Source organism: Pseudomonas sp. FW305-20, assembly GCF_058788075.1.
Genome location: NZ_JBYTAJ010000012.1, coordinates 59812 through 83396, shown reverse-complemented (window position 1 = coordinate 83396; position 23585 = coordinate 59812). Strand labels below are relative to the sequence as shown.

Sequence of the window (23585 nt, the reverse complement as noted above, 5' to 3'; positions counted from 1 at the left end):
TTTCGCGTTTCAGCCCTTGGTGACGTCCGGATCGGTTGCGAGCACCAGATCGACGCGATCCAGCAGGTCGCGAACCTGCTCGCGGGTCGAGCCGCTGGCCTGTACATCCGGGCGTTCTTCCTTGTGCAGAAGGTCGTGGGTGATGTTCAGGGCGGCCATCACGGCGATGCGATCGGCGCCGATGACTTTGCCGCTGCTGCGGATTTCGCGCATCTTGCCGTCCAGGTAACGGGCGGCGCTCACCAGGTTGCTGCGCTCTTCCTGGGGGCAGATGATCGAATATTCTTTATCGAGGATCTGCACGGTAACGCTATTGCTTGAACTCATGAGTCTTGCTCCAGGGCCTTGAGGCGCGAAATCATTGATTCGACCTTACGCCGGGCGATTTCGTTCTTTTCAATGAGGTGAGCGCGTTCCTCGCGCCAGGTCTTTTCCTGAGCTAATAGGAGTCCGTTTTGACTCTTTAGTTGCTCGACGCGGCTAATTAGCAGTTCGAGTCTGGCCATCAGCGCTTGCAGGTCGGTGTCTTCCATTGTGTCCACTGAAAATGTGTCAGATGGGTGGTAGCTGGCGGACAGCCTTTAATAGTCTTGGCGAGTCTGTCGATGTAGGATACAAGGCCTTCATTCTAGACATAGCGCCGTCTGGCGCCTAGCTGCCCATGCCCATTCAGAATTCCCCGTACCAAGCCTTCGCCAAACTGCTGACTTCCAGCGGTCATAACGTCTCGCCTGCCGAATTGCATGGCCTGTTGCTCGGCCGCAGTTGCGCCGGTGCCGGTTTCGATGCCGAAGGCTGGCTGGTCGATGCCGCCGAACTGCTCGAGAGCGAGCCGCAGGATAACGTCCGCAACGCCTTGATCGGCTTGCAGGAGATGGTCAAGGGCGAGCTCACCGGCGACGACGTGACCGTCGTTCTGTTGCTGCCGACCGATGACGAGCCACTGGCCGACCGTGCCGCCGCACTGGGCCAATGGTGCCAGGGTTTCCTCAGCGGTTTTGGCCTGAACTGCCGTGACAGCAGCATGCTGAGCACCGAGGCCACCGAAGTGCTTCAGGACCTGGCGGCTATTTCACAGGTGCAAGACGCCCTGGAAGAGTCCGACGACGGCGAAAGCGATTACATGGAAGTGATGGAGTACCTGCGCGTCGCGCCACTGCTGCTGTTCACCGAAAACAAAAAGCCGGACGCGCCGGCTGCCGCCAAACCGTCGTTGCATTAATCGCGTGCCAGGGAAAGCCATCTGCCCATGATTCATATCCCGAAATCGGAATACAGCCGTCGCCGCAAGGCCCTGATGGCGCAGATGGAACCCAACAGTATCGCCATCCTGCCCGCCGCCGCCGTTGCGATCCGCAACCGCGACGTCGAGCACGTCTACCGTCAGGACAGCGACTTCCAGTACCTCAGCGGTTTTCCCGAGCCTCAGGCGGTCATCGTTTTGATGCCTGGGCGTCTGCACGGCGAATACATTCTGTTCTGCCGTGAACGCAATGCCGAACGCGAGTTGTGGGACGGCCTGCGCGCCGGGCAGGAAGGCGCGATTCGCGACTTTGGCGCCGACGACGCCTTCCCCATCACCGACATCGACGACATCTTGCCGGGCCTGATCGAAGGTCGCGACCGGGTGTATTCGGCCATGGGCAGCAATCCGGAATTCGACCGGCACCTGATGGACTGGATCAACGTGATCCGCTCTAAAGCGCACCTCGGCGCCCAGCCGCCGAACGAATTCGTTGCCCTGGATCACCTGCTTCACGACATGCGCCTGTATAAATCGGCGGCAGAAGTGAAGGTGATGCGCGAAGCCGCACGGATTTCCGCCCAGGCGCACATCCGTGCGATGCAGGCCAGTCGTGTGGGGCTGCATGAGTTCAGCCTCGAAGCCGAACTCGACTACGAATTCCGCAAGGGCGGGGCGAAAATGCCGGCCTACGGCTCGATCGTCGCCGCTGGGCGCAACAGCTGCATCCTGCATTACCAGCAGAATGACGCGGTGCTCAAGGACGGCGATCTGGTATTGATCGACGCCGGTTGTGAGATCGACTGCTACGCCAGCGACATCACCCGCACCTGGCCGGTCAACGGCAAGTATTCAGCGGAACAGAAGGCAATCTACGAGTTGGTGCTGGCGTCGCAAGAAGCCGCGTTTGCGGAAATTGCCCCAGACAAACACTGGAATCAGGCCCACGAAGCTACAGTCCGGGTGATTACTGCCGGGTTAGTGAAGTTGGGCCTGTTGCAGGGCGAGGTCGATGAGTTGATCGCCAGCGAAGCCTATAAAGCGTTCTACATGCACCGCGCCGGCCACTGGCTGGGCATGGATGTGCATGATGTCGGCGAATACAAGGTCGGCGGGGAATGGCGTGTATTGGAAGTCGGCATGGCGCTGACCGTAGAGCCGGGCATCTACATTGCCCCGGGCAACCAGAACGTAGCGAAAAAATGGCGCGGCATTGGCGTGCGCATCGAGGACGACGTAGTGGTCACCAAAACCGGCTGTGAAATCCTGACCAAAGGCGTACCGAAAACGGTCGCCGAGATCGAGGCCTTGATGGCCGCCGCGCGGACACAAGCGGCATGAGTCGAGTCAATCTGGCAATCATCGGTGGTGGCCTGGTCGGCGCCAGTCTGGCGTTGGCGTTGCAGGCGGGGGCCAAGGCTCGTGGCTGGAAGATCGTGCTGATCGAACCGTTCGCCCCCGGCGATACTTATCAACCGAGCTACGACGCCCGTTCCTCGGCGTTGTCCTACGGTGCCAAGCAGATTTATCAACGGTTGGGCGTGTGGCAGGAAATCTCCCGCCGCGCCGAGCCGATCAAACAGATTCATGTCTCCGACCGTGGACGCTTCTCCACCGCGCGATTGTCGGCGATGGAAGAGGGCGTTCCGGCGCTGGGTTATGTGGTGGAAAACGCCTGGCTCGGCCAATGCCTCTGGCAGGGGCTGGACAAGGACGTGATCAGCTGGCGTTGCCCCGCGGAAGTCACGCGTATGGAGCCGCTGATCGATGGCTATCGCCTGACCCTCAACGACGAAACCATCCTGGAATGCGAGCTTGCGGTGCTGGCTGATGGCGGCCGTTCCGGCCTGCGCGAGCAACTGGGGATCGGCATCAAAAAGCGCCCGTATAACCAGAGCGCGTTGATTGCCAACATCACGCCGAGTGAAGCGCACAACGGCATGGCCTTCGAGCGTTTCACCGATGACGGGCCGATGGCCTTGTTGCCGTTGCCGGAAAACCGCTGCGCACTGGTCTGGACCCGATTGGGGATGGACGCGCAACGGCTGGCGGCCCTCGATGAAAAGAGTTTCCTCAGCGAGCTGCAAGGCGTGTTCGGTTATCGCCTCGGCACGTTGAAACAGGTTGGCGCGCGGCATTTGTACCCGCTGACATTGATCGAGGCCGAAGAGCAGGTGCGTCCGCACCTGGCAATTCTCGGCAATGCTGCCCACAGTCTGCACCCGATAGCCGGGCAAGGTTTCAACCTGTCGTTGCGTGATGCTCAAGCGCTGGCCGATGCGTTGCTGGGCAGCGAAACATCTCCCGGCGACTTTGCGACCTTGCAGGCCTACCGCGAGCGTCAGCGTCTGGATCAGAACCTGACCGTGGGTTTCTCCGATCAGGTCACCCGTTTGTTCGGCAGCACTCAACCCTTGGTTTCCCTGGGCCGCAATATCGGCCTGCTCGGGCTGGACCTGTTGCCGCCGGCCAAACGCTGGTTCGCGCGTCAGGCCATGGGGCTGGGTACGCGTCCCGATGCTTGAGTGGTTCGGCAGCTGCTACCCGCCGTACCTCGGCGCGGGCACTTTGGTTAAATCCCTTTTTAGGCGGCTCAAGCCGCAAGCGAGACAGGCTTAAAGCATGGAAATGCGCGCAGATCTGCTGATTGTCGGGGCCGGAATGGTCGGCAGCGCCCTGGCGCTGGCGTTGCAGGACAGCGGGCTGGAAGTCCTGCTGCTGGACGGCAGCCCCCTGAGCGTCAAACCCTTCGATGCCCAGGCTTCGTTCGAGCCGCGAGTGAGCGCCTTATCGATTGCCAGCCAGCGGATTCTTGATCGTCTGGGCGTCTGGGACGGCATCGCCAAACGGCGCAGCAGCCCCTACACCGACATGCAGGTTTGGGACGGCAGCGGCACCGGGCAAATCCATTTCTCGGCGGCCAGTGTGCATGCCGACGTGCTGGGGCATATCGTCGAGAACCGCGTGGTTCAGGACGCCTTGCTCGACCGCCTGCACGACTGCGATCTCGGCATGTTGGCCAATGCGCGCCTGGAGCAAATGCGTCGTTCCGGCGATGACTGGTTGCTGACCCTGGCCGATGGCCGCACCTTGCGCGCACCTTTGGTGATCGCAGCGGATGGCGCCAATTCCGCCGTTCGGCGTCTGACCGGCATGGCGACGCGCGAGTGGGACTACCTGCACCATGCGATTGTCACCAGCGTGCGCAGTGCCAAACCTCATCAACTGACCGCGTGGCAGCGCTTCACCGACAACGGTCCGCTGGCGTTCTTGCCGCTGGAGCGTGATGGTCAGCAGGATTGGTGTTCGATCGTCTGGTCGACCACCCCGAGCGAAGCCGAACGCCTGATGGCGCTGGATGACGACGGTTTCTGCAAAGAGCTGGAGCGGGCCTTCGAAGGCCGACTGGGCGAGGTGGTCAGCGCCGACCCGCGCCTGTGCGTACCGCTACGCCAGCGTCATGCCAAGCGTTATGTGGCTGAAGGTCTGGCGTTGATCGGGGATGCGGCGCACACCATTCACCCATTGGCCGGGCAGGGCGTGAACCTGGGTTTTCTCGATGCCGCCGTGCTGGCCGAAGTGCTGTTGCAAGCGGCCACGCGTGGCGAACGTCTGGCGGATGTGAAAGTGCTCAGCCGTTACGAACGTCGGCGCATGCCCCACAACCTGGCGTTGATGGCGGCGATGGAAGGCTTCGAGCGTCTCTTCCAGGCCGATCCGTTGCCGATTCGCTGGTTGCGCAATGCCGGGTTGAAGATGGTCGATCAGATGCCCGAAGCCAAGGCGCTGTTCGTGCGTGAGGCGCTGGGGTTGACCGGTGATTTGCCCGCGTTGGCCAAAGCCTGACCTGTGGCGAGGGGGCTTGCCCCCGTTGGGTTGCGAAGCAGCCCCGGCATATCTTCAGACAAACCTTGCATTTCGATTTGCGACCGCTTCGCGCTCGAACGGGGGCAAGCCCCCTCGCCACATTGTCCATGGTTCCGTGCAACATCTGGTAACGTCTCCACCAACTGTTCGATTGAGAAGGTAAATGTGAGTCCATATCATTTGGCTTCATTTTTTCAATCGAGGATCGCTCCCATGTTGGTACCGAAGCGTCTATTGACCGCGCTCGCCCTGACCCTGATTGGTAGCACTGCGGCCCAGGCCGCTGACGAGGTGGTGGTTTATTCCTCGCGTATCGACGAGCTGATCAAGCCGGTCTTCGATGCCTACACCGCAAAAACCGGTGTGCAGGTGAAGTTCATCACCGACAAGGAAGCGCCGCTGATGCAGCGGATCAAGGCCGAGGGCGAGAACGCTACCGCGGATCTGCTGCTGACCGTCGATGCCGGCAACCTCTGGCAGGCCGAGCAAATGGGCATCCTGCAACCGTTCACCTCCAAGGTGATCGACGCCAACATCCCGCTGCAATACCGCTCATCCGCCCATGCCTGGACTGGCCTGAGCCTGCGGGCGCGGACCATCGCTTACTCCACCGATCGGGTGAAACCCGGTGAGTTGACCACCTACGAGGCGCTGGCGGATAAGCAGTGGGAAGGCCGCCTGTGCCTGCGCACGTCGAAGAAGGTCTACAACCAGTCCCTGACCGCCACCATGATCGAAGTCCATGGCGCCGACAAAACCGAGAAAATTCTCAAGGGCTGGGTGAATAACCTGTCCACCGATGTGTTCTCCGATGACGTCGCGGTGCTGGAAGCCATCAACGCGGGTCAATGCGACGTCGGTATCGTCAATACCTATTACTACGGTCGTCTGCACAAGCAGAAGCCAGACCTGCCGGTGAAGCTGTTCTGGCCAAACCAGGGTGACCGTGGCGTGCACGTCAACCTGTCGGGCATCGGCCTGACCAAGCACGCACCGCACCCGGAAGCCGCCAAGGCGCTGGTAGAGTGGATGACCACGCCTGAAGCGCAGAAGATTTTCGCTGACGTGAACCAGGAATTCCCGGCCAACCCTGCGGTTCAACCTTCTGCAGAAGTGGCGGGCTGGGGCAAGTTTGTGGCTGATACGTTGCCTGTGGAAATTGCCGGCAAGCGTCAGGCTGAAGCGATTCGCATGATGGATCGGGCTGGCTGGAACTGACCCCCACCGTTATTGTGGCGAGCGGCTACCTGTGGCGAGGGAGCTTGCTCCCGCTGGGCTGCGAAGCGGCCCCGTTGGCATCGACAGGTCAGGATCGAGATGATCTGATAACCTCCTGCGGCTGCTTCGCACCCGAGCGGGAGCAAGCTCCCTCGCCACAAAATGGAGCCGACTTCAGGTTAGAGTTGGCCCAATATTTTCTAGAGAATCTCCTTGGCCCACCCCGCCCAACGCCGCTGGTACCCCCTGGTCTTCGCCATCGCTGCGCTGGTCCTGTTGCCCCTCAGCGTTTTGCTGTTGTCATGGCAAACCGTCGATCATCAAATCTGGTCCCACTTGTGGGATACCCAGATGCCGCGCCTGCTGGGCAATACCCTGACCCTGGTGCTCGGCGTCGGTATCGGTGTGACGCTCTTGGGTGTAAGCCTGGCTTGGCTCACCAGCCTCTGCGAATTCCCCGGTCGACGTTGGCTGGACTGGGCGCTGATGCTGCCATTCGCGATTCCCGCCTATGTGCTGGCGTTCGTCTTCGTCGGCCTGTTGGATTTCGCCGGGCCCGTGCAAACCCTGTTGCGCGAATGGTTCGGCACGGGTTTGAGGTTGCCGCGCGTGCGCTCCACCGGCGGCGTGATTCTGGTCCTGGTGCTGGTCTTTTATCCCTACGTTTACCTGTTGGCGCGAACCGCGTTCCTGGCTCAGGGCAAAGGCTTGATGGAAGCGGCGCGAGTCCTGGGGCAATCCCCGTGGCAAGCGTTCTGGCGAGTCGCGTTGCCCATGGCGCGCCCGGCCATCGGCGCTGGCGTGGCGCTGGCGTTGATGGAAACCCTGGCGGATTTCGGCGCGGTGTCGGTGTTCAACTTCGACACGTTCACCACCGCCATCTATAAGACCTGGTACGGATTTTTCAGCCTCTCCACCGCTGCGCAACTGGCCAGCCTGTTGCTGCTGGTGGTGATGGTCGTGCTGTACGGCGAGCGCCGTGCTCGCGGGGCCAACCGGGCGAGCAACGAACGACCGCGGGTCAAGGCGCTGTATCACCTGCGCGGTTTCAAGGCGCTGGCGGCCATGAGTTGGTGCGGCCTGGTGTTCGCCTGCGCTTTCGTCATTCCAGTGCTTCAACTGGTGGTGTGGTTCTGGCAGCGCGGGCGTTTCGACCTCGATGAGCGTTACGCGGGACTGATCGTCCATACCCTGTACCTGGGCGGCATGGCGGCGTTGATCACCGTCAGTGTTGCTCTAGTGCTGGCGTTTGCCCGGCGTCTGGCCCCGACCCGAGTGATCCGCTCTGGCATCAGCCTGGCCAACCTCGGTTACGCGTTGCCGGGTTCGGTGCTGGCGGTGTCGATCATGCTGGCGTTCAGTTACCTGGACCGCGAACTGGTGATCCCGTTGTCGGGTTGGCTGGGCAGCGCCGGCAAGCCATTGCTGCTGGGCAGCCTGTCGGCGTTGTTGCTGGCCTACCTGGTGCGTTTCATCGCGGTGGCTTATGGGCCGCTGGAAAGCAGTCTGGCGCGAATACGGCCATCTTTGCCTGAAGCGGCACGTAGCCTTGGCGTCAGTGGGCCACGACTGTTTTTCAAAGTGTATCTGCCGTTATTGCTGCCTGGAACGTTGAGCGCCGCGTTGCTGGTGTTCGTCGATGTGCTCAAGGAAATGCCCGCGACCCTTCTGATGCGCCCGTTTGGCTGGGACACGCTGGCGGTACGCATCTTCGAAATGACCAGCGAAGGCGAGTGGGCGAGAGCCTCGTTGCCTGCCCTGACCCTGGTTTTGGTCGGGCTGTTACCGGTCATCGGATTGATTCGACGTTCAGCGCATCGAAACGCCTAGGTGCCAGTCCTACACCTTGAGGCTACAATGCGCGGCATTCGGTGCGGTCCGTCCTACGGACCAGGTAGCTGAAATCGGCTGAAAGCCTTCTGTTTCAAGGCTTTCACCCCGTGCAGTACCGGCCCGCACCTTCGCCACGCCCGGAAGGAGAAACCCATGGGACAGCGCACGCCTCTGTATGACCTTCATCTCGCCCTCGGCGCGAAGATGGTCGATTTTGGCGGTTGGGATATGCCTTTGCATTACGGCTCGCAGGTCGAGGAACACCATCAGGTGCGCCGCGATTGTGGGGTTTTCGATGTATCCCACATGACCGTGATCGATGTCAGCGGCCCTCAGGCCAAGGTTTGGCTCCAGCATTTGCTGGCCAATGATGTCGAACGTCTGCACAGCCCTGGCCGTGCCCTGTACAGCACCATGCTCAACGAGCGCGGCGGCATCGTCGACGACATGATCGTCTACCGTCTCGACGACGGGTATCGGCTGGTGGTCAACGCCTCCACCCGTAATCAGGACCTCGCCTGGATGCAGGCTCACCTCGAAGGTTTCAAGGTGCAGCTCAACGAGCGCTCCGAGTTGGCGATGCTGGCCATTCAGGGGCCCCACGCCCGGCACAAAATCTCGGAACTGGTGACCCAGTCCCGGGGCAACCTGATTCAGATGCTCAAGCCCTTCGAAGGCCAGGCCGATGGTGACTGGTTCATCGCACGCACGGGCTACACCGGCGAAGATGGCCTGGAAATCGTTCTGCCGGCCAATCAAGCGCCAGGATTTTTCAACGATCTGGTGGGCGCGGGCATTTCGCCGATCGGCCTCGGGGCACGCGATACGCTGCGGGTCGAAGCCGGTATGAACCTCTACGGTCAGGACATTCATCAAGACGTTTCACCACTGGCCTCCAACATGGCCTGGAGCATTGCGTGGGAACCGGCCACTCGCCAGTTCATCGGCCGCAGCGCTCTTGAAGCCGAACGGGCGGGTGGCGTGCAGCACAAACTGGTCGGTCTGGTCCTTGAGGAGCGTGGGGTTTTGCGCGCTCATCAAGTGGTCCGCATCGCCAATGTTGGCGAAGGGGAGATCACCAGTGGTAGTTTCTCTCCTACGCTTAGCAAGTCGATTGCCCTGGCGCGCGTGCCGATGGCGACAGCCGACCGCGCAGAAGTGGAAATCCGTGGCAAGTGGTACCCGGTCCGAGTGGTCAAACCGACCTTCGTACGCCATGGCAAAACCTTGATCTAACCTTTTCTGGCGGGCAACGACCGCTGACAATTCTCTTGAGGACACAGAACATGAGCGATATTCCTGCCGACCTGCGTTTTGCCGAAAGTCACGAGTGGGCCCGTCTCGAAGCCGATGGCAGCGTCACCGTGGGCATCAGCGATCACGCTCAGGAAGCCTTGGGCGACGTGGTGTTCGTTGAGCTGACCGAAGTCGGGACAGTCTTCGCTGCCGGTGATCAATCCGGTGTGGTGGAGTCGGTTAAAGCCGCTTCGGACATCTACTCCCCGGTTGCCGGTGAAGTGATTGCCATCAACGAAGAACTGAGCGCTAACCCTGAGTTGCTCAACTCCGACCCGTACGGTGCCTGGATCTTCAAGCTCAAGCCAAGCAACGCTGGCGATCTGGACAAGCTGCTCGATGCAGCAGGCTACAAGGCCGCCATCGGCGAGTAAGCCTTAAGCGTCACCCCCCAAAGCCCCGACTTGTCGGGGCTTTTTTATTCTCAAAATCAAAAGATCGCAGCCTCGTTTCACTCGACAGCTCCTACATTGGAATGCGATCCCTGTAGGAGCTGTCGAGTGAAACGAGGCTGCGATCTTTTGATCTTCAGGGACACAGGGACATCGACTGCTATGCTGGTTTGACCGTGTTGCATCGACGTTGAGCGCCAGTCAAGAGAGAGCCCGTCATGTCCCAGTTGCCGTCCTTGAGCCAGTTACGCGACCCCAATGCCTTTCTTCGCCGTCACCTCGGGCCCGATGCCGCCGAGCAACAGGCGATGCTCGACAGCCTCGGACTTGGCAGCCGGGTCGAGTTGATCGAGCAGACCGTGCCGCCAGGCATCCGTCTGAACAGGCCGCTGGACCTGCCACCGGCCCTCGACGAAGAAGCCGCGCTGGCCAAATTGCGTGGTTATGCCGAGCAAAATCAGGTGTGGACCAGCCTGATCGGCATGGGCTACCACGGCACCCTCACGCCAGCCGTCATTGTGCGCAACGTGCTGGAAAATCCCGGTTGGTACACCGCGTACACGCCCTATCAACCAGAGATCGCCCAGGGCCGGCTCGAAGCGCTGCTGAACTTCCAGCAATTGACCATCGACCTCACGGGCCTGGAACTGGCCAACGCCTCGCTGCTGGACGAAGCCACGGCGGCGGCGGAGGCCATGGCACTGGCCAAGCGGGTCGCCAAGTCCAGAAGCAATCTGTTCTTCGTCGACGAAAACTGTCATCCGCAGACTATTTCCGTGGTGCAGACCCGAGCAGAAGGGTTCGGCTTCGAGCTGATCATCGACACTGTGGATAACTTGAAACAGCACCAGGTATTCGGCGCGCTCCTGCAATATCCCGATACCCACGGTGAAATCCGCGACCTTCGTCCCTTGATCGATCATCTGCATGCGCAGCAAGCCCTGGCGTGTGTCGCCACCGATCTGTTGAGTCTGCTGTTGCTGACCCCGCCGGGGGAGTTGGGCGCCGACGTGGTGTTCGGTTCCTCCCAGCGTTTTGGCGTGCCCATGGGTTACGGCGGCCCTCACGCGGCGTTTTTTGCCAGTCGCGATGAATACAAACGGGCGATTCCCGGGCGAATCATCGGCGTGTCGAAGGATGCTCGCGGCAACGTCGCTTTGCGCATGGCCCTGCAAACCCGCGAACAACATATCCGCCGGGAGAAAGCCAACTCGAACATCTGCACCGCTCAGGTACTGCTGGCCAACATTGCCAGTTTCTATGCGGTCTACCACGGTCCGGAAGGGCTCAAACGCATTGCCCAACGCGTCCATCGGCTGACCTGCATCCTCGCCGCTGGCCTGGAGCGCCACGGCATCACCCGCCTCAACACGCACTTTTTCGACACGCTGACGCTGGAAGTCGGGGGTACTCAGACCGCAATCATCGAAAGCGCCCAGGCTGCTCAGATCAACCTGCGCATTCTCGGGCGTGGGCAGTTGGGGCTGAGTCTCGATGAAACCTCTGACGAATCCACCGTCGCCAAGTTGTTTGATGTATTCCTCGGTTCCGATCATGGGCTCAACGTCGACGAACTGGACGCCGAAACCCTTGATTCCGGCATTCCTGCCGGTCTGCTGCGTACCTCGCCTTATCTGCGTCATCCGGTGTTCAGCGCCCATCACAGCGAAACCGAGATGCTGCGCTACCTCAAGCAACTGGAGAACAAAGACCTGGCGCTCAATCAATCGATGATCCCGCTGGGCTCCTGCACCATGAAGCTCAACGCCACCAGCGAGATGATCCCCATCACGTGGCCGCAGTTCGCCAACCTGCACCCGTTTGTGCCGAAAGAGCAGGCGATCGGTTATTCGCTGATGATCGAAGAACTGGAGCGCTGGCTCTGCGCGATTACCGGTTTCGACGCGATCTGCATGCAACCCAACTCTGGCGCCCAAGGCGAGTACGCCGGGTTGCTGGCGATCCGCAAATATCACGAGAGTCGTCATGAGGGCGCGCGGGATATTTGCCTGATCCCGTCCTCGGCCCACGGCACCAACCCGGCGTCGGCGCAGATGGCCGGGATGCGGGTGGTGATCGTCGAGTGTGACGAGGCGGGCAACGTTGATCTGGATGACCTTAAAGGCAAAGCAGCCGAGGCGGGCGACAAACTCGCCTGCCTGATGGCGACGTATCCTTCGACCCACGGCGTATACGAGGAAGGCATCAGCGAAATCTGCGAAGTTATCCACAGCCACGGCGGCCAGGTGTACATGGATGGCGCCAACCTTAACGCGCAGGTCGGACTGGCGCGCCCGGCGGACATTGGTGCCGACGTGTCCCACATGAACCTGCACAAGACTTTCTGCATTCCCCATGGTGGCGGCGGGCCGGGCATGGGGCCGATTGGTGTGCGCGCGCATCTGGCGCCGTTCGTGGCCAACCACCCGGTGGTGCCGATCGAAGGGCCACTGGCGCAAAACGGCGCAGTCAGTGCGGCGCCTTGGGGCAGTGCGAGCATCCTGCCGATCAGCTGGATGTACATCGCGATGATGGGGCCGCAACTGGCGGATGCCAGTGAGGTGGCGATCCTCGCCGCGAATTACCTGGCGCAGCACTTGTCCGGGGCGTTTCCGGTGCTTTACACCGGGCGCAACGAGCGGGTGGCTCACGAATGCATTCTTGACCTGCGGCCACTCAAGACGCTGACCGGAATCAGCGAGGAGGACGTCGCCAAGCGGCTGATGGACTACGGCTTCCATGCGCCGACCATGTCGTTTCCTGTACCGGGGACGTTGATGGTGGAACCGACCGAAAGTGAATCCAAGGCAGAACTGGACCGGTTTATCGGGGCGATGCTGAGTATCCGCGCGGAAATCACCGAGGTGCAGAACGGCAACTGGCCAGCCGATGACAACCCGCTGAAACGTTCGCCGCATACCCTGGCGGATATCACCGGGGTTTGGGAACGGTCCTACAGCATCGAGCAGGCGGTGACACCGGATGCTCACACCAAGGCGCACAAGTACTGGCCGGTGGTGAACCGTGTCGATAACGTTTACGGCGATCGGAACCTGTTTTGCGCTTGCGTCCCGGTGGATGATTACCGCTGATCTCACGGGAGATACAAATCCACTGTGGGAGCGAGCCTGCTCGCGATAGCGGTGTGACAGTCGTGGATGATTTCGACTGATCTACCGCTATCGCGAGCAGGCTCGCTCCCACAGGGTTTTGTATCAGGCATAAAAAATGCCGCTCATGGGAGCGGCATTTTTGTTCAGCGGTAAATCTTAATTCGACGCGACGGCATTCTTCGCCAGGATCGCGTTCGCCAGTTCCATGTCCGTGGCTTGCAGGCCAGGGTTGTCGGCACGGACTTTCTGCATCGCGGCCTCCAGGTATGGACCGCGAATGCCGCCGTCGCTGGCGACAAAGCTGCCGGCATCGTCCTGGGCAGCAACGATCAGTTTGTGATCCTTGAACGTCAGGTAGGTCGAACCGGTGGTCGCACCGGATGAGATGACGTTACGCCAAAAGCTATCAGCCATCGCCGAACCGACAGGAAGGGACAACAAGGCGATGGTAGCGACAGCAAGTTTGAAACGCATATTGGGTGACTCCACTGGTTAACTACGGCCTTTGATTGCCAATTCCCCAATCGAGTTCCATAGCGGCCGCGCCTACTTTTGCTCGCTCTGCGGCGTTACCCGCAACACCTCCTCAATCGTCGTCAAACCCGCCGCCACTTTCTGCGCGCCTGACAATCGCAAGCTGCGCATGCCTTCCTTGAACGCCTGTCGCCGCACCGCCAGCAAATCGGTGTCGGGGCTGATCAGCGCTTTGACGCCGTCCGTCAGCTGCATGATTTCGTAGACCCCGGCGCGGCCGCGGTAACCGGTATCGCGGCATTCAAGGCAACCGATGGCACGATGTGCGTTGTGCGGCAACGGTGCCTGCCAGGGCCGCGTCAGGGTTTGCCAGTCTTCTTCACCCAGGGTCAGCGGCGCCTTGCAATGCGGGCACAAGGTGCGGACCAGGCGCTGGGCCATGACGCCAAGCACCGTGGCTTTGATCAGGTAATGCGGCACGCCCAGTTCCAGCAAGCGGCTGATTGCGCTCGGCGCATCGTTGGTGTGCAGCGTCGAGAGCACCAGGTGGCCAGTGAGCGCAGCCTGGATCGCCATTTCAGCGGTTTCCAGATCACGGATCTCACCGATCATGATGATGTCGGGATCCTGCCGCATCAGCGCGCGCACACCGGCGGCGAAGGTCAGGTCGATGTTGTGCTGGACCTGCATCTGGTTGAACGCCGGCTCGACCATTTCGATCGGGTCTTCGATGGTGCAGAGGTTGACCTCCGGCGTCGCCAGTTTCTTCAGGGTGGTGTATAGCGTGGTGGTCTTGCCGGAACCGGTTGGCCCGGTGACCAGGATGATGCCGTTGGGCTGGCTCGTCATGTCCTGCCAGCGGCGCAAGTCATCGGCGGAGAAGCCCAACTGATCGAAGTTCTTGAGTAGTACTTCCGGGTCGAAGATCCGCATGACCATTTTTTCGCCGAACGCAGTGGGTAATGTCGACAGCCGCAGCTCGACTTCGCCACCGCCCGGGGTCTTGGTTTTCACCCGGCCGTCCTGGGGTTTGCGTTTTTCCGCGACGTTCATCCGCCCCAGGCTTTTCAGGCGGCTGACGATGGCCATGGTCACTTGCGGCGGGAATTGATAGACGTTGTGCAGCACGCCGTCGATGCGAAAGCGCACCGTGCCTTGTTCGCGCCGGGGTTCGATGTGGATGTCACTGGCGCGTTGCTGGAACGCGTACTGGAACAGCCAATCGACGATGTTGACGATGTGCGCGTCGTTGGCGTCCGGTTCCTGGTCGCTGGCGCCGAGGTTGAGCAACTGCTCGAAATTGCCCAGGGTGTTCATCTGCTGATCGGCGTTGGTCGCGCCGCTGACCGATTTGGCCAGGCGGAAAAACTCCACGCTGAAGCGCTGGATATCCACCGGGTTGGCAACCACACGCTTGATCGGCAGCTTCAGCACATGGGTCAGGTCGGCTTCCCAACCGGTGACGTAGGGCTGGGCGCTGGCCACGGTCACCGCGTCGCGGTCGATGGACACCGCCAGAATCTTGTGGCGCTGGGCGAAGGCGTAGGACATCAGCGGCGTAATCGCTGCAACGTTGATTTTCAGCGGATCGATACGCAGGTAAGGCTGACCGGCCTGCTGCGATAGCCACAGGGTCAGGCTTTCCAGATCAAGGTGTTTACCGGGACGGCTGAGATCGTCCAGCAGTTGGCTGGCAATGAATTCCAGCGGGTGCATCTGGCCATTGGCAGCGTGACGGCGTCGAGCATTGAGCGCGTGTTCGGCCGAGTCCTGGCTGATGAAACCCTGGGCGACCAGTTCACGCAGCAAATCATTGAGATCCAGCCAGCGGTCCTGAATGGCAAGTTGAACGGACATGCGGGCTCCTCATGAACAACAGTTCGCAAAGGATAGTCGCGGACCCGCAGACCGTTGGGCCACTACGCGACGAAGCCGTGTCGAGTTTTTTCAGCCCGCCGCCTGAGCCAGTTCATTCCACATGCAATCAACCGCTTGCAGATCAACCGAACAGACGCTGATCAGGTTACGTAATTTTTCTGCGATCACCTGGGCGCGGTGCCAGCTCAGGCCGTCTATTACGATGTCGATCGACAACAGATCGTCCGTCCGCTGCACGCTGACCTGTTGCGGCGTCAGACACTGCAAAGCGAACAGGTTGAGAGCCCGGCACAGCAGGTCGGGTTCGGCCTCGGCCAACAGTTGATAGTGCACGCGGCAGTGGGCGTTGCTGACGTTCCAGACATCGGCGCGGGTGTGCGAGGTGTTGACGGCTTCTAGATGCGGCATGCTCGGTCTCCAAACTGGTGGAGGAATTTTTACATTCGGTGTCGGGCATTTCTTATCTATGATTGAGATTATTGGCGGTTGTTTGAATTGCTTGATTCGGTAAGTTATCAATTAAAGGTTTTTTTATGCATAGCGAGTTGGATGGCTACGACCGCAAGATTCTCGCGTTGCTGCAAGAGGACGCTTCGCTTTCCAGTGCACAGATTGCCGAACAGGTGGGGCTGTCGCAGTCGCCGTGCTGGCGGCGGATTCAGCGGATGAAGGAGGAGGGGATTATTCGCGGGCAGGTGACCTTGCTTGACCGGAAGAAAATCGGGCTTAACACGCAGATCTTCGCCGAAATCAAACTCAACGCTCACGGGCGTTCGAACTTCACCGAATTCACCGAGGCGATTCGCGGTTTTCCCGAGGTGCTGGAGTGTTATGTGCTGATGGGGTCGGTGGATTTCTTGCTGCGGATTGTGACGGCGGACATCGAGGCGTATGAGCGCTTCTTCTTCGAGAAGCTGTCGATGGTGCCGGGGATCCAGGAGGTGAACTCGATTGTGGCGTTGTCGGAGATCAAATCAACGACGAGTTTGCCGGTGTTGCGCTGACCCTACACTGATCGTTCCCACGCTCCTGCGTGGGAATGCAGCCTGTGACGCTCCGCGTCACCTGGACGCGGAGCGTCCCTTGAGGCATTCCCACGCAGAGCGTGGGAACGATCATCATCGCGAGATTTACATGCGCAGCAGCATTTTCCAGGCACGATTCTGATACACCGCAATCGCCTGCTGCTTACGCGCATCCAGCGATTCATCGGTGATCGGCTCGTTGGCCAATTGAGCAAGCTGTTTCAGCTCACCGTACAGGCGATCCATTTCCGGGATGTCCAGCACGTTGCGGGCGTGGTGCAGCCAGGCCTGGATGCGCTCGATGCGCGGCAGTTGCTCGGCCAGGTCTTCCGGTTGTTGCTGATAACGCTGCAGTTGCAGGGAAGTCGCTTCCTCGCCCAGCAGACGCGGCAGCCAGCTACCCAATTGCGCAGCGCCCTGGCGATTGCCGCGGACGTTGCGATCGGCAGCCCAGGTGCGGGCCAGCAACCAGCGCGAAGTGTTCAACGAGAACAAGCCCCAGCGCGGATCTTCCAGTTCTTCGAGGAACTGCTCCGGCGCGGCTTTGCGCACGTCTTCGTCATCGATACCGGCCTGTACCAGCGGACGCCAGTCTTCGAGCAAGGCGTCCAGCGCGACGCGCAGATCGTGCGTTGACTGACGTGGCGCGGCTTGGCCCAGGCTGCTCAGCAGCGCGCGCAATTCAGCCAGGTTTTCGACCCAGTCCTGCAACAGGCGCCAGTGGCCATTGAAGCGATACTGCTCGGCCAGGCGCTGGCTGCTGCTCAGCAAGTGCCAGCTCAGCGCGGCGAAAGCGTCATCCAGCGGCATTTCGGCGGTGATCTGCGGCGCCGGCAGGCTCAACGAATAGCTGTTGGCGTCGTACAAGCGATAACCGCGCTCGGCCTTGCTGATGTCACACGGCATCAGGGCCAGGGTCGCGGCCAGTTCGGCGGCCAGTTCCAGCAGTGCGGCCGGCTCGCCTTCGCGCAGTTCCAGTTCCAGCTCGCAGATTTCTTCTTTCTGCTTGCCCACGATCACATGACCCAGGTCCAGTGCGGCTTCAATCACCACTTTGGTCTTGCCACGGCCCCAGGCGATTTCCGCGCGTTCGCGGACGAAATCGGTGGTGAAGATCGGCTTGAGGGTTTTCTTGTCCAGCTCGGCCAATTCTTCAGGCCAGCATTCGCCGTCGAGTTTCTTCACGTCGAGCTTGGCTTTGGGCAGGTTCCAGTCGTATTCGTTACGCTCGGACAAACCGGCGACGCTCTGGCCGCGGGTCTTGAGGGTCTGAATCACTTCTTCGCCATCGCGGCGCAGGCGCAGGGCAACCTTGGCGCGGGCCAGGTCGCGCTCAGGCGTGTCGAAGTACTGGTTCATCAACTCACGGCGTTCCCAGCCACTTTTGTTGCGTTTTTTCAGGAGCGGGTGCTCGCGCAGGGCAGCGAGCGTTTCTCGGCTGACGCGGAGTTTGATTTCGGTTTCTTTCTGCATGGCCGGAAAATCCAGGATCGGGAGCGCAGCCGGGGGAAATGTGTGGCTGCCAAGGTCGTGCAGTGTACAGGACTCCTCCGAGATAGGGTCCGCGACGGTTTATTCCTGTCGCCGGATGGTTCTATGATGGAGTTCAAATCGGGAGTTGGAGTCAGCGATGCCTTTGCCGTCCATGAAAGATCAGTTCGCTGCGCTGATCGCCGCGCCGTCCGTCAGCTGTACGCAGGCCCGCCTCGATCAATCCAACCGACCGGTGATTGATTTGCTGGCGACGTGGCTCGGCGATCTGGGTTTTGCCTGCGACATCCAGCAGGTCAGCCCCGGCAAATTCAATCTGCTGGCCAGTTTCGGCTCCGGCCCCGGTGGCCTGGTGCTGGCCGGTCACAGCGACACCGTGCCATTCGATGGTGCGCTGTGGCAGACCGATCCGCTGAAACTGACCGAAGTCGACGGCCGCTGGGTCGGGCTGGGCAGTTGCGACATGAAGGGCTTTTTCGCGCTGGCCATCGAGGCCGTCATACCGCTGCTCGATCAGCCGTTCAAGCAACCGCTGCTGATCCTCGCCACCTGCGATGAAGAAAGCTCGATGTCCGGCGCTCGCGCCCTGGCCGAAGCCGGGCGGCCGCTCGGTCGTGCGGCGGTGATCGGCGAGCCGACCGGGCTCAAGCCGATCCGCATGCACAAAGGCATCATGATGGAGCGCATCGACATCCTCGGTCAGAGCGGCCACTCCTCGGATCCGCGACTGGGTCACAGCGCCCTCGAAGCCATGCACGATGCCATCGGTGAACTGCGTGGTTTGCGATTGGCATGGCAGCGTGAGTTCCGTAATCCACAGTTCAGCGTGCCGACGCCGACTCTGAATTTCGGCTGCATCCATGGCGGCGATAATCCCAACCGTATTTGCGGCCAGTGCTCGCTGGAATTCGATCTGCGTCCATTGCCGGGCATGGACCCCAATGCCCTGCGTGCGCAGATTCTGCAGAAGCTCAAGCCCATTGCCGAGTGGCATCAGGTGAAGATCGATTACGCGCCACTGTTCCCCGAAGTGCCGCCGTTCGAGCAGGCCGAGGACGCCGAATTGGTCCGTGTCGCGGAAAAGCTCACCGGCCATCGTGCCGAAGCAGTAGCGTTCGGCACCGAAGCGCCTTATCTTCAGCGTCTTGGCTGCGAAACCCTGGTGCTCGGCCCTGGCGACATCGCCTGTGCGCACCAACCGGGGGAATACCTCGAAATGTCACGTTTGCAGCCTACGGTGCATCTATTACGTCAACTGATTGAACATTACTGCCTGACACCGGCCAAAACGCCAATGCCAGTCGGTTGAGCGAGATCCCTGTGGGAGTGAGCCTGCTCGCGATAGCGGTGTGTCAGACACTTCAGTATCGACTGACATTCCGCTATCGCGAGCAGGCTCACTCCCACAGGAGCTGTGTCACGGCTGGCAAGCCTTGTAAATTGCCGGTGTCCCAACCCGTATTCATGAGGAGAGCGCGCGTGTCGCCAAGCCTGTTCCGACGATAACCATCAGCCCGCTGTGCGTTTTCTGTTTCGCCCATTTTTTGGCTGCTATTTATTACAGGCCCAGGTTCATGCCCGAATACGTTAATTGGCTTCGTCACGCTTCGCCCTACATCAACGCCCACCGCGATTGCACTTTCGTCGTCATGCTGCCCGGCGACGGCGTGGAGCACCCGAACTTCGGCAACATCGTCCACGACCTGGTGCTGTTGCACAGCCTGGGTGTGCGGCTGGTGCTGGTTCACGGTTCCCGTCCGCAAATTGAAACCCGCCTCGCTGCACGCGGCCTGACCCCGCATTACCACCACGGCATGCGCATCACCGATGCTGCAACGCTGGAATGTGTGATCGATGCGGTAGGCCAGCTGCGCATCGCCATCGAAGCGCGGCTGTCGATGGACATGGCTTCATCGCCAATGCAGGGCTCGCGTTTGCGGGTGGCCAGCGGCAACCTGGTGACGGCGCGGCCGATCGGCGTGCTGGAAGGTGTCGACTATCACCACACCGGCGAAGTGCGTCGGGTCGACCGCAAGGGCATCAATCGCCTGCTGGATGAGCGTTCCATCGTGCTGCTGTCGCCGCTGGGTTACTCGCCGACCGGTGAGATTTTCAACCTCGCGTGCGAAGACGTCGCCACCCGCGCGGCCATCGATCTGGGGGCGGACAAGCTGCTGTTGTTCGGCGCCGACCTCGGCCTGATCGATGAAAACGGTCGCCTGGTTCGTGAGCTGCGTCCGCAACAGGTGCCGGCGCATTTGCAGCGACTGGGCAGCAACTATCAAGCAGAGCTGTTGGATGCGGCCGCCGAGGCCTGCCGCGGTGGTGTGGCGCGCAGTCATATCGTCAGCTACGCCGAAGACGGCGCGCTGCTGACCGAACTGTTCACCCGCGACGGTGGCGGTACGCTGGTGGCCCAGGAGCAATTCGAGATTGTCCGCGAAGCGGCCATCGAAGACGTCGGTGGTTTGCTGGATTTGATCAGCCCGTTGGAAGAGCAGGGCATTCTGGTGCGGCGTTCCCGCGAGGTGCTGGAGCGTGAGATCGAGCAGTTCAGCGTGGTCGAGCGCGAAGGCATGATCATCGCGTGTGCGGCGCTGTATCAGATTGCTGATTCGGATGCGGGGGAGTTGGCGTGTCTGGCGGTGAACCCGGAGTATCGCCATGGCGGTCGTGGAGATGAGCTGCTGGAGCGCATCGAAACCCGCGCCCGGGCGCAGGGGCTGAAAACCCTGTTCGTACTGACGACCCGCACCGCTCACTGGTTTCGCGAGCGTGGGTTTGTGCCGAGCAGCGTTGAACGTCTGCCATCAGCGCGGGCGTCGCTGTACAACTATCAGCGTAATTCGAAGATCTTCGAAAAAACCCTGTGACCTGATCGTTCCCACGCTCTGCGTGGGAATGTAGCCCGGGACGCTCCGCGTCCCATCCAGAGCCGAACGCGGAGCGTCCGTTGAGGCATTCCCACGCGGAGCGTGGGAACGATCATCACAGGTTTTCAGCCTGTTACTCAGTGACAAACTTCGCACTGACATACGGCGAATAATCCGGCAGCACCGTCTCGACCTTCCCCTGTTCCTTCAAGAACTTCGCCGTCTCGCCAATCGCCTTGGCCGTGCCGCCGTTCAGCAACGCGGCGGTCTGTTGGGCTTTAGCGTCCGGGAACGTGGAACCGGCCAGCAACTCCGGCACATCCACAGCATTGGCACCGGTCAGTTTGGCGATTTTTTGCACCGGTACCGAGTCGGCAGTCCAGCTGTCCTTATGCGCGGCATAGTCGGCGAAAGAGTCCAGCGTGACCTTGGCGAATCTGGCCACAACCTCTGGGTGCTTCTCGGCGTAATCCTTGCGCGCGACCCAGACCTCGAAGGTCGGTGCTCCCCATTGGCCGACCTGTGCCGCGTCGGTCAAGGTCTTGCCAGTCTTGCGAATTTCCCCCAGCGCCGGCGACCAGACAAACGCCCCATCGATATCACCGCGCTTCCACGCGGCAGCAATTTCCGCTGGCTGTAAATTCACCACTTTGACTTTCGAGGCATCCAGGCCCCAGTGCTTCAACGCACCCAGCAAACTGTAATGGGAGGTTGAAACGAAGGGTGTGGCGATGGTCTTGCCGATCAGATCTTCCGGTTTATCAATACCGCTGTCGTTGCGTACCACCAGTGCTTCAGCGGCGTTGATCTGGGCGGAAACAATAAACGCAACGATTGGCAGATTGCGCGAAGCGGCGGCAGCCAGCGGACTGGAGCCGAGGTTGCCAATCTGTACGTCGCCGGAAGCGATGGCTGTAACCACTTCCGGGCCGCTATTGAAACGACGCCAGTCAATTTTCTGACCCAGGGTTTTCTCGTAAAGTCCGTCTGCCTGGGGGACTTTGCTGGGGTCGATGCCGGTTTGATAACCGATCGTGAGGTTCGCCGCCTGAGCGCTGACGGAAATTAATAGCGATACACAAACTGTAACAATTGGACCGGATAGTGCGCGTTTGGTCGTCATGGCGCTGCCTTTCGATAGGGATTGATCGTGTGTGGCATCAAGCTAATCGATCTAAAAAAAGGCTAATAAATACCATTTAGGAATTAGCTTATGAGTCGGTGACCATGTCCCTACTCAAGGGAAAGTGCGTAGCTAAATTCCTGAACGGTATGAAAAAGAACGGGGTGATTCTTTTTGGGTTTAAGGCCCGGAAAGGAAGGAATTTATAGAGGGGTTAGACCATGGTCGTAGACACACAAAGTTACGATTGACTTGTGAGTCACGGTCTGGCGCTAATCGCGGATCTTAGGAGCCCGGGCGAACGACCCAGGACCAGGAACACAAGAATTAGAAACGAGAGGAGCGAAACAATGAACAAGTCCACCTTGGCTCTGGCCGTGGCTGTAGGGGTTTTGGCGCAGCAGGCAGGCGCCGCCGGTTTCCTGGAAGACAGCAAGGCTTCCGTCAGTTCCCGCACCATGTATTTCAACAACGATAACCGTGACGGCGGTGCTGATCAGAAAGAGACCGCTGAAGGCCTAAAGTTCGATTACCTGTCCGGTTTCACCCAAGGTTCGGTTGGTTTTGGTATCGACGCTCAAGCACTGGTCGGTATCCATCTGGACGGCGGCAAGGGGCATCACCCGTACCCGAGCTCATTCTTCCCAAGCGACTCCGATGGTTCGGCGGCGAGTGAATGGAGCCGTGCGTCAGCTAACGTAAAGGCACGCTTCTCAAAGACCGAGGCCCACTTGGGCGGCGCGTTGCAACCGAGCATGCCGATTCTGGTCGCGAACGACAGCCGTCTGCTGCCACAGACCTTTGACGGTGGCACCCTCACCTCGAAGGAAATCGACAACGTAACCCTCAATGTGGGTCAGTTGGAGCACGCGGCGGGTCGCGCCTCTTCCAACAGCACCGGTCTGGCCGTGGCTGGTGGTACCGAAGAGAGCAACCAGTTCCGTTATGCCGGTGCCGACTGGAAGGTCACCAAAGACCTGACTCTGCAGTACTACCATGCGAATCTGAAGGACTACTACAAACAGGACTTCCTGGGTCTGGTGCATGTCTGGCCGATTGGTACCAATCAGTCCTTCAAGACTGACCTGCGCTACTTCGATAGCGGTTCCGATGGCAAGAACGGCGATGCGGGCTATCAGTTCAACAACAACGGTGGTTTCGCCAAGACCCCGGGCGAGGTCGACAACAAGACCTGGAGCGCCATGTTCACCTACACCCTGGGTGGCAACGCGTTCCTGCTGGGTCATCAGCGCGTCAATGATGACGGCGGATTCGTCTACCTGAACCAGGGTAGCGTTGTGAATGACAACCGTCGCAGCGAAGAAGCGGGCGGCGCGAGCTTTTACCTGTTCACCGACTCCATGATCAACGGCTTTGTTCGGGCCGGTGAAAACACCACGTTCGGTCAGTACTCCTACGACTTCGCTGCGTTGGGTGTGCCAGGTCTGAAAGCCTCGGTCGCCTACCTGTATGGCGATAATATCAAGGCCAAAAACGGTACCAGCCCTGATCAATCCGAGTGGGAACGCGACCTGCGTGTGGACTACACCATCCAGCAAGGCGTACTCAAAGGCTTTGGCACAACACTGCGTCATGGCACTTACCGTGGTAGCGATACCGGTATCGCCAGCCAGGACCAGACCCGTCTGATCTTCAACTACACCTACAGCTTCCTCTAAAAACCATCCGGAAAAGCCTCGCTGGCAAGCGAGGCTTTTTTGTGGGTTTGTATATTCCAAATAGCAATTAATCAGTAATT

At 60.2% G+C, this 23585-nt stretch carries 20 protein-coding genes; 13 read left to right on the top strand and 7 right to left on the bottom strand.

Going from position 1 to position 23585, the window contains the following annotated elements; all coding sequences use genetic code 11:
- Positions 1 to 9: 9 nt before the first annotated feature.
- Positions 10 to 327, bottom strand: a complete 318-nt coding sequence (locus AC3WP4_RS12930; RefSeq protein WP_007942435.1) for a cell division protein ZapA — start codon at positions 325 to 327, stop codon at positions 10 to 12.
- Positions 324 to 533, bottom strand: coding sequence for a TIGR02449 family protein (locus AC3WP4_RS12925; protein WP_007942437.1), 210 nt, complete (start codon positions 531 to 533; stop codon positions 324 to 326). Before AC3WP4_RS12925 ends, AC3WP4_RS12930 begins: the two co-directional genes overlap by 4 nt.
- A gap of 128 nt (positions 534 to 661) precedes the next feature.
- Here AC3WP4_RS12925 and AC3WP4_RS12920 point away from each other — a divergent pair, with 128 nt between their 5' ends.
- The 9 genes from AC3WP4_RS12920 to gcvP all read left to right on the top strand — a co-directional run bounded on the left by AC3WP4_RS12920 (position 662) and on the right by gcvP (position 12941).
- Positions 662 to 1222 carry a YecA/YgfB family protein gene (locus tag AC3WP4_RS12920; RefSeq protein ID WP_102616160.1) on the top strand — a complete coding sequence of 187 codons (561 nt, stop codon included), beginning with the start codon at positions 662 to 664 and terminating at the stop codon, positions 1220 to 1222.
- Positions 1223 to 1249: 27 nt separating this feature from the next.
- The gene (gene pepP / locus AC3WP4_RS12915) at positions 1250 to 2584 is read left to right on the top strand and encodes a Xaa-Pro aminopeptidase (RefSeq protein ID WP_074871826.1); all 1335 of its coding nucleotides are present in this window, start codon (positions 1250 to 1252) and stop codon (positions 2582 to 2584) included.
- Positions 2581 to 3768, top strand: a complete 1188-nt coding sequence (gene ubiH, locus AC3WP4_RS12910; RefSeq protein WP_102616159.1) for a 2-octaprenyl-6-methoxyphenyl hydroxylase — start codon at positions 2581 to 2583, stop codon at positions 3766 to 3768. Before pepP ends, ubiH begins: the two co-directional genes overlap by 4 nt.
- A gap of 103 nt (positions 3769 to 3871) precedes the next feature.
- Entirely contained in the window at positions 3872 to 5089 is a 1218-nt protein-coding gene (locus AC3WP4_RS12905; protein WP_162842867.1) for a 2-octaprenyl-3-methyl-6-methoxy-1,4-benzoquinol hydroxylase, read from the top strand.
- Positions 5090 to 5323: 234 nt separating this feature from the next.
- The gene (locus AC3WP4_RS12900) at positions 5324 to 6328 is read left to right on the top strand and encodes an extracellular solute-binding protein (protein WP_074871821.1); all 1005 of its coding nucleotides are present in this window, start codon (positions 5324 to 5326) and stop codon (positions 6326 to 6328) included.
- A 213-nt stretch (positions 6329 to 6541) separates the two neighbouring features.
- Positions 6542 to 8158: an ABC transporter permease gene (locus tag AC3WP4_RS12895; RefSeq protein WP_102642465.1), complete on the top strand. Its 1617-nt coding sequence runs from the start codon at positions 6542 to 6544 to the stop codon at positions 8156 to 8158.
- 156 nt (positions 8159 to 8314) lie between these two features.
- Positions 8315 to 9397 carry a glycine cleavage system aminomethyltransferase GcvT gene (gene gcvT / locus AC3WP4_RS12890; protein ID WP_074871819.1) on the top strand — a complete coding sequence of 361 codons (1083 nt, stop codon included), beginning with the start codon at positions 8315 to 8317 and terminating at the stop codon, positions 9395 to 9397.
- A gap of 50 nt (positions 9398 to 9447) precedes the next feature.
- On the top strand, positions 9448 to 9831 hold the full coding sequence (gene gcvH, locus AC3WP4_RS12885) for a glycine cleavage system protein GcvH (RefSeq protein ID WP_074871817.1): 384 nt from the start codon (positions 9448 to 9450) through the stop codon (positions 9829 to 9831).
- Between the two features lie 236 nt (positions 9832 to 10067).
- Positions 10068 to 12941 carry an aminomethyl-transferring glycine dehydrogenase gene (gene gcvP, locus AC3WP4_RS12880; RefSeq protein WP_102616114.1) on the top strand — a complete coding sequence of 958 codons (2874 nt, stop codon included), beginning with the start codon at positions 10068 to 10070 and terminating at the stop codon, positions 12939 to 12941.
- Between the two features lie 177 nt (positions 12942 to 13118).
- Here gcvP and AC3WP4_RS12875 read toward each other — a convergent pair whose 3' ends face one another.
- The 3 genes from AC3WP4_RS12875 to AC3WP4_RS12865 form a co-directional block, all read right to left on the bottom strand.
- Complete coding sequence (locus tag AC3WP4_RS12875; protein ID WP_074871813.1) at positions 13119 to 13436, bottom strand: DUF2388 domain-containing protein; 318 nt, start codon at positions 13434 to 13436, stop codon at positions 13119 to 13121.
- Positions 13437 to 13508: 72 nt separating this feature from the next.
- Positions 13509 to 15293 (bottom strand): type IV pilus assembly ATPase TfpB, encoded by a 1785-nt coding sequence (gene tfpB, locus AC3WP4_RS12870; protein WP_074871812.1) that lies wholly within the window; start codon positions 15291 to 15293, stop codon positions 13509 to 13511.
- 90 nt (positions 15294 to 15383) lie between these two features.
- The gene (locus tag AC3WP4_RS12865; RefSeq protein WP_102616113.1) at positions 15384 to 15722 is read right to left on the bottom strand and encodes an ACT-like domain-containing protein; all 339 of its coding nucleotides are present in this window, start codon (positions 15720 to 15722) and stop codon (positions 15384 to 15386) included.
- A gap of 125 nt (positions 15723 to 15847) precedes the next feature.
- Here AC3WP4_RS12865 and AC3WP4_RS12860 point away from each other — a divergent pair, with 125 nt between their 5' ends.
- The gene (locus tag AC3WP4_RS12860; protein ID WP_018927598.1) at positions 15848 to 16318 is read left to right on the top strand and encodes an Lrp/AsnC family transcriptional regulator; all 471 of its coding nucleotides are present in this window, start codon (positions 15848 to 15850) and stop codon (positions 16316 to 16318) included.
- A gap of 126 nt (positions 16319 to 16444) precedes the next feature.
- Here the strand turns inward: AC3WP4_RS12860 and AC3WP4_RS12855 are convergent, their stop codons facing one another.
- Positions 16445 to 17812 carry a CYTH domain-containing protein gene (locus AC3WP4_RS12855; RefSeq protein WP_074871808.1) on the bottom strand — a complete coding sequence of 456 codons (1368 nt, stop codon included), beginning with the start codon at positions 17810 to 17812 and terminating at the stop codon, positions 16445 to 16447.
- Positions 17813 to 17969: 157 nt separating this feature from the next.
- Between AC3WP4_RS12855 and argE the strand changes: the two genes are divergently transcribed.
- Positions 17970 to 19139 (top strand): acetylornithine deacetylase, encoded by a 1170-nt coding sequence (gene argE, locus AC3WP4_RS12850; RefSeq protein ID WP_074871807.1) that lies wholly within the window; start codon positions 17970 to 17972, stop codon positions 19137 to 19139.
- 265 nt (positions 19140 to 19404) lie between these two features.
- On the top strand, positions 19405 to 20703 hold the full coding sequence (gene argA / locus AC3WP4_RS12845; protein ID WP_074871805.1) for an amino-acid N-acetyltransferase: 1299 nt from the start codon (positions 19405 to 19407) through the stop codon (positions 20701 to 20703).
- A gap of 133 nt (positions 20704 to 20836) precedes the next feature.
- Here argA and tauA read toward each other — a convergent pair whose 3' ends face one another.
- Positions 20837 to 21826: a taurine ABC transporter substrate-binding protein gene (tauA, locus tag AC3WP4_RS12840; RefSeq protein WP_074871803.1), complete on the bottom strand. Its 990-nt coding sequence runs from the start codon at positions 21824 to 21826 to the stop codon at positions 20837 to 20839.
- Positions 21827 to 22176: 350 nt separating this feature from the next.
- Between tauA and AC3WP4_RS12835 the strand changes: the two genes are divergently transcribed.
- Positions 22177 to 23505: an OprD family porin gene (locus tag AC3WP4_RS12835; RefSeq protein ID WP_076029362.1), complete on the top strand. Its 1329-nt coding sequence runs from the start codon at positions 22177 to 22179 to the stop codon at positions 23503 to 23505.
- The last annotated feature ends 80 nt before the right edge of the window (positions 23506 to 23585 follow it).